The 6,079-nt window shown below is 65.6% G+C and carries 6 protein-coding genes; 5 read left to right on the top strand and 1 reads right to left on the bottom strand.

Annotation, left to right across the window (positions count from 1 at the left end):
- Positions 1-58: 58 nt before the first annotated feature.
- Entirely contained in the window at positions 59-730 is a 672-nt protein-coding gene (locus tag AC062T_RS14105) for a CoA transferase subunit B (RefSeq protein WP_476031076.1), read from the top strand.
- A gap of 46 nt (positions 731-776) precedes the next feature.
- A complete protein-coding gene (locus AC062T_RS14100; RefSeq protein ID WP_476031074.1) occupies positions 777-2,261 on the top strand; it encodes an NAD-dependent succinate-semialdehyde dehydrogenase in 1,485 nt (494 codons plus the stop codon).
- 74 nt (positions 2,262-2,335) lie between these two features.
- Here AC062T_RS14100 and AC062T_RS14095 read toward each other — a convergent pair whose 3' ends face one another.
- Positions 2,336-3,481 (bottom strand): acyl-CoA dehydrogenase family protein, encoded by a 1,146-nt coding sequence (locus AC062T_RS14095; protein ID WP_476031072.1) that lies wholly within the window; start codon positions 3,479-3,481, stop codon positions 2,336-2,338.
- Between the two features lie 81 nt (positions 3,482-3,562).
- Here AC062T_RS14095 and AC062T_RS14090 point away from each other — a divergent pair, with 81 nt between their 5' ends.
- The 3 genes from AC062T_RS14090 to AC062T_RS14080 are packed head-to-tail and all read left to right on the top strand — an operon-like array spanning position 3,563 to position 5,953.
- Positions 3,563-4,168: a TetR/AcrR family transcriptional regulator gene (locus AC062T_RS14090; protein WP_476031070.1), complete on the top strand. Its 606-nt coding sequence runs from the start codon at positions 3,563-3,565 to the stop codon at positions 4,166-4,168.
- Positions 4,165-5,142, top strand: coding sequence for an NAD(P)H-dependent flavin oxidoreductase (locus tag AC062T_RS14085; protein WP_476031068.1), 978 nt, complete (start codon positions 4,165-4,167; stop codon positions 5,140-5,142). The genes AC062T_RS14090 and AC062T_RS14085 overlap by 4 nt, the downstream gene beginning before the upstream one ends.
- Positions 5,143-5,185: 43 nt before the next feature.
- Positions 5,186-5,953, top strand: a complete 768-nt coding sequence (locus tag AC062T_RS14080) for an electron transfer flavoprotein subunit beta/FixA family protein (RefSeq protein ID WP_476031066.1) — start codon at positions 5,186-5,188, stop codon at positions 5,951-5,953.
- The last annotated feature ends 126 nt before the right edge of the window (positions 5,954-6,079 follow it).

Below are 6,079 nucleotides of genomic sequence, written 5' to 3'. Positions count from 1 at the left end.
GCGGCAGATCTGCCGATCGAAAAGGTCACGGTTCGTGACCGCGAGGAGGGCAACTGAGATGGCGCTGACACGAGACCAGATGGCGTACCGGGCGGCCCAGGAGCTGGCCGACGGCTCATATGTGAACCTCGGCATTGGCCTGCCGACTCTCATCCCCAACCACATCCCCGCCGACAAGACCATCGTTCTGCACTCTGAGAACGGCATCCTCGGAGTCGGCCCCTACCCGTGGCGCGGAGAGGAGGACCCCAAGCTCATCAACGCGGGCAAAGAAACCGTCACGGTGCTGCCGGGTGCCTCGTACTTTGATTCGGCCCAGAGCTTCGCGATGATCCGCGGTGGCCGCATCCAGGCCGCTGTGCTCGGTGCGATGCAGGTCTCCGTCAAGGGCGACATCGCGAACTGGGCTGTGCCGGGCAAGATGGTCAAGGGCATGGGCGGCGCGATGGATCTCGTCAACGGCGCCGACCGCGTGATCGTGCTCATGGAGCATGTGGCCAAGGACGGCACGGCCAAGATCGTGCAGGAGTGCACGCTGCCGCTCACCGGCCGCGGGGCGATCGATCGCATCATCACCGATCTCGCGGTGATCGATGTGACCGACGACGGCCTCGTTCTGCGCGAGCTCGCTCCGGGGGTCAGTGTCGACGACGTCATTGCGGCGACGGATGCTCCGCTGGCGGTTCCGACCGCTCCCGAGACGATGCAGGTGGCCGATCGGCGCGCATAACCAGCCGCGCTAATATGATGATGATTCCCCAGCGACCGGAGCTTCAATGACGAAAACCGTTACGACGACGACCGAATCCGACCTGCTTGCGCGCGTGCCCGACGGCCTGTTTATCGCCGGGGAGTGGCGCGCCGCCTCGGACGGCGGCACCCTCGACGTGAAGGATCCCGCCACTGGCACGGTTATCCGCACGATTGCGAGCGCTACTCCGGATGACGCGCGGGCGGCGATGAATGCCGCCGCCGAGGCACAGGCGGAGTGGGCGGCCACGGCCCCTCGTGTGCGGGGGGAGATCCTGCGCAAGGCATTCGATCTCATGATCGAGCGCCGGGACGACTTTGCCCTGCTGATGACTCTCGAGATGGGCAAGCCCCTCGCCGAGGCGCAGGGCGAGGTCACCTATGGCGCCGAGTTCCTCCGCTGGTTCAGCGAAGAAGCGGTGCGCATCAGCGGCCGGTTCGCCACGAACCCCGAGGGCACGGGTCGAATGATCGTCTCGCAGCGCCCCGTCGGACCCTGTTACCTGATCACCCCGTGGAACTTTCCTCTGGCGATGGCTACTCGCAAGATCGGGCCAGCGCTCGCCGCAGGCTGCACCGTGATCGTCAAGCCCGCACAACTGACTCCGCTCACGACCTTGATGTTCGTCAAGCTGCTCGAAGAGGTGGGGCTGCCCAAGGGCGTCGTCAATGTTGTGACAACGGCATCGTCGGGTGCAGTGTCGGAGCCGATCATCACCGATCCGCGCCTGCGCAAACTGTCGTTTACGGGCTCGACCCCCGTGGGTGTCTCGCTGCTCAAGCAGGCTGCTGATGGGGTGCTTCGCACCTCGATGGAGCTGGGTGGCAACGCGCCGTTCATCGTGTTTGAGGATGCGGATCTCGACAAGGCGGTCGAGGGTGCGATGGTCGCCAAGTTCCGCAACATTGGGCAGGCCTGCACTGCGGCGAACCGCTTTATCGTGCACGAGTCGATCGCCGAGGAGTTCGCCGACCGCGTCGCCGAGCGAGTGCGTGGGCTCCGCATCGGCCGCGGCACAGAAGAGGGCGTGACGATTGGCCCCCTCATCGACGAGAAGGCCGTCGCCAAGACCGCAGCCCTGGTTGCGGATGCGGTGGAGCGCGGTGCCACTGTTCGTGCGGGAGGCAACGCGATCGAGGGTGAGGGAACATTCTTCGAGCCGACCGTCGTGAGCGATGTCGCCGCTGGCAGCGACATTCTGCGCGAGGAGATTTTTGGCCCGGTGCTCGCCATCTCGACGTTCACGGACGAAGACGAGGCTGTGCGCATGGCTAACGACACCGAATACGGCCTGGTCGGCTATGTCTTCACCCGCGATCTAGCGCGCGGTCAGCGCCTGATCGATTCTCTCGACACGGGAATGATGGGCCTCAACGTTGGAGTGCTCTCCAACGCTGCCGCCCCGTTCGGTGGCGTCAAGCAGTCGGGGCTCGGCCGTGAGGGCGGGCTTGAGGGAATCCACGAGTACCTGACCCCCAAGTACACGCTGACACCGGATCCCTTCGCATAGTCGGGACAGAAACGACAGAGGCCCGGTGCCGCGCTTCGCAGCGCGGCACTGGGCCTGTTTCGTGTGTGCGGGAGCTACCCGTTTCGGAGGTGGCGAGAGATCACGAGACGCTGAATCTGGTTGGTGCCCTCGAAGATCTGCATGACTTTGGCCTCTCGCATGTAGCGCTCGGCCGGAAAATCGCGGGTGTATCCAGCTCCGCCGAGCACCTGCACGGCGTCAACGGCAACCTTCATGGCGTTGTCGGTGGCGAGAAGCTTGGCGATCGACGCTTCGTGGGTGAATGGGCGGCCTCGGTCTTTGAGCCGCGCCGCTGCGAGGTACAGCGCCCGGGCTGAGCTGACCGCGACATCCATATCGGCCAACAGAAACGCGAGACCGTCGTGTTCGATGATCGGTTTGCCGAACGTCTCGCGGGTGCGCGCATAGTCGACCGAAAGATCGAGGGCGGCTTGCGCGAGCCCGGTGGCGACCGCGGCAATGCCGAGGCGGCCGGAATCGAGGGCGGCAAAGGCGATGGGAAGCCCCTGGCCTTCGTAGCCGATGCGGCGCTCCGCCGGCACCCGGACGTGGTCGAAGTTGATGGTCGCCGTCGTGGATCCGGTGAGGCCCATCTTTTGCTCAGGGGATGCTGCGCTCAGCCCCGGGGTGTCGGCGGGCACCAGAAAGCACGAGATGCCGCGACCGCCGTCGTCGGAGGTTCGCGCCATCACGGTGTAAAAGTCGGCGTGGCCTCCGTGGGTGGTCCAGGCCTTCGCGCCATTGATTACGTAGTCGTCGCCGTCGCGCACGGCTTTGGTGCGCATCGCGGCGGGGTCGGAGCCGGCGTGCGGTTCGCTCAGGCAGTATGCGCCGAGCAGTTCTCCCGAGAGGAGCTCGGGAAGCCACCGCGCCTTTTGCTCGTCCGTGCCGAAGTTGGCGAGCGGAAAGCAGGAGAGGGCGTGCACGCTGACGCCCACGCCGATGCTCGCCCAGGCTGCCCCAATCTGCTCGAACACCTGGAGGTAGGTTTCGGCGGGTTGGGCGCCGCCCCCGTAGGCCTCGTCGTAGGGCAGGCTCAAAAGTCCCGCGCGCCCGAGCGTCGTGAAGACGTCGCGAGCGAAGGTTTCGTCGCGCTCGGCCGCTGCCGCGCGAGGGATTAGCTCACGCTTGGCGATCGAGTCGGTGAGTTCGAAGAGTGCTTCGGCCTCGTCGTCGAGGCTGATCCGTGTCACTGGCATAAGAAGACTCGCTGTCTAGTTAATAATCCAAAACTATTGGTTGATGCGGTACCTGAATCAGTTATCTGGTACTGTGCGAGTATGTCACAGGTCACCTCTCCGCAGGGAGTGATGCGCAACGCTGAAACTCTCGATGCGCTCATCGAGGTTTTTACGGACCGCGGCTTTGTCGATCTCAGCGTCGAAGACATGGCGAGGCTTTCCCGCCGCTCGAAGTCGACCCTCTACGGCGTAGCGTCCAGCAAAGAGGGCATCATCACGGCGACCATCCGTGAGTTCTTTCGCCGGGCAACCGAGCGAGTCGAGAAGCAGGTCGCGGGGGGCAGCCCGGCCGAGCGCCTCGGCTCGTATCTCACGGCCATCTCTGCGGCCCTAGCTCCGGCTAGCGCTCAGTTCTTCGCCGATCTCGATAGCTTCGCGCCCGCCCGCGAGATCTACCAGGCCAACACCCGGGTGGCGGCGCAGCGCGTCCAGCAACTCGCCCTCGCAGCTTTGCCCGCTGAATCCACACTCAACCCCCGCTTCGTCGGTGTGGTCGCGGGCCTCGTGATCGAGGCGATTCAGCGCGGCGAGGTCGAGGGCTCGACCGGCCTGACCGCATCCGACGCTTACAGCGCCCTCTCCGAGCTGATCTCGGCGAGCATCCGATCAGAGACCATCTACCACCGAGAGAGCGGCACAGAATGATCCGTACCCAGTTCACCGACATCTTCGGCGTCGAGCACCCCATTCTCTGCGGAGGAATGACCGGCCTCGGCACGGCCGAGCTCATCTCCGCCGTGGCCAATGCCGGAGCCCTCGGGTTTCTCACCGCGCTCACCCAGCCATCCCCAGAGGCGTTGGCGGCAGAGATCGCCCGCACGAGGGAGATGACGGATAAGCCCTTCGGCGTGAACCTCACGATTCTGCCGACCATCAATCCCGTGCCGTACGACGAGTACCGTGCGGCGATCATCGAATCCGGCGTCACGGTCGTCGAAACCGCGGGGTCGAGTCCCGAGCCGCACATGGCCGACTTCACCGCCGCGGGCGTCAAGGTGATTCACAAGGCCACAACCGTGCGCCATGCGATCTCCGCCGCAAAGCACGGCATCGCCGCGATCAGCATCGACGGCTTCGAATGCGCCGGTCACCCCGGCGAAGACGATGTCCCCGGCCTCATCCTGATTCCTGCTGCCGTGCGGGCGCTCGACGTGCCCGTGATCGCCAGCGGGGGAATCGCCACCGGGGGCGGTCTCGCCGCAGCACTCGCGCTCGGCGCCTGCGCCGTGAACATGGGAACCCGCTTTGTCGCCACGACCGAGGCCCCCGTGCACGAGAACGTGAAGCGGCAGATCGTCGCCAACAACGAGCGCGACACCGTGATCGTGTTCCGCACCTTTCACAATTCCGCTCGCGTTGCCCGCAACTCGATCTCGGAACAGATCGTGGAGATCGAGAAGCGCACGGGCTCGACCTTCGCCGATGTCGCCGCCCTCGCCTCCGGGGTGCGCGGCCGCGATCGGGTGTTGGCCGGCGGAGACATGGAAGACGGGCTGTGGTGGGCGGGCCAGACGCAGGGGCTCATCCACGACATCGACACCGTCGAGAACGTCGTCGACCGCATCGTGGCCGACGCAGAAGACATCATCCGCACCCGCCTGATGGCAACGATCGCCTAGCCAGGGCCCCAAACTCACCGCGTAACAGAGAAGGAATGCATCGATGAAGATCATCATCCTCGTCAAGCAGGTGCCAGACACCTGGTCTGACCGAAAGCTCGACCTCGCCACGGGCGCCGTGGATCGAGCGGCGAGCGACGCCGTAATCGACGAGATCAGCGAGCGCGCCATCGAGGCCGGGCTTGCGATCAAGGATGCCGACAAGGCCACGACGGTGACGCTGCTGTCGATGGGCCCGGCGTCGGCGCTCGATGCTCTGCGCAAGGGACTCTCGATGGGAGCCGACGACGCCGTCCACATTCTGGACGATGCGCTCAGAGGAGCCGACCTCGCGGTGACGTCCGCCGCTATCGCCGCAGCCCTGCGCGGGCGCGAATGGGATCTGGTGATCGCCGGCAATGAGTCGACCGATGGCCGCGGCGGTGTGCTCGCAGCGATGATCGCTGAGCGCCTCGGCCGCGCCTCGGCCACATCGCTCGACACCGTCGAGCTTGCCAGCGGCATCGTGCGGGGCACCCGCTCGGCAGACGGAGTCGACGAGGTTCTCGAGGCGGCACTGCCCGCCGTCGTGAGCGTCACCGAGCGCATGCCCGACGCCCGCTTTCCCAACTTTCGCGGCATCCTTGGGGCCAAGAAGAAGCCCGTCACCGTGCTCTCCGCGGCTGAGCTTGCGCTCGAGACGACCGCGCCAATAACTTCGGTCGTCTCGACCGCCGAGCGCCCAGCACGCCAGGCCGGGGCCCGCATTGTCGACGACGGTTCTGCCGCCGTGGCGCTCGCGGACTTTCTTGCCGGCGCCCGTCTGATCTGAGAGGCACACACATGTCAACTGTTCTCGTCTCCATTGAACTCACCCCGACCGGCCAGGTGCGCCCAGGACTTTCGGATGTCGTCGCTCACGCCCAAACGCTCGGCACGCCCATCGGCGTTGTTGCCG

Source organism: Homoserinimonas sp. (assembly GCF_056262345.1).
Note: the sequence above shows the minus strand (reverse complement) of the source record. Positions and strands in the feature narration are given on the sequence as shown.

Coding starts and splice junctions, on each gene's coding strand:
- AC062T_RS14105 (WP_476031076.1), top strand. CDS start 59: ATGGCGCTGACACGAGACCAGATGGCGTACCGGGCGGCCCAGGAGCTG.
- AC062T_RS14100 (WP_476031074.1), top strand. CDS start 777: ATGACGAAAACCGTTACGACGACGACCGAATCCGACCTGCTTGCGCGC.
- AC062T_RS14095 (WP_476031072.1), bottom strand. CDS start 3,481: ATGCCAGTGACACGGATCAGCCTCGACGACGAGGCCGAAGCACTCTTC.
- AC062T_RS14090 (WP_476031070.1), top strand. CDS start 3,563: ATGTCACAGGTCACCTCTCCGCAGGGAGTGATGCGCAACGCTGAAACT.
- AC062T_RS14085 (WP_476031068.1), top strand. CDS start 4,165: ATGATCCGTACCCAGTTCACCGACATCTTCGGCGTCGAGCACCCCATT.
- AC062T_RS14080 (WP_476031066.1), top strand. CDS start 5,186: ATGAAGATCATCATCCTCGTCAAGCAGGTGCCAGACACCTGGTCTGAC.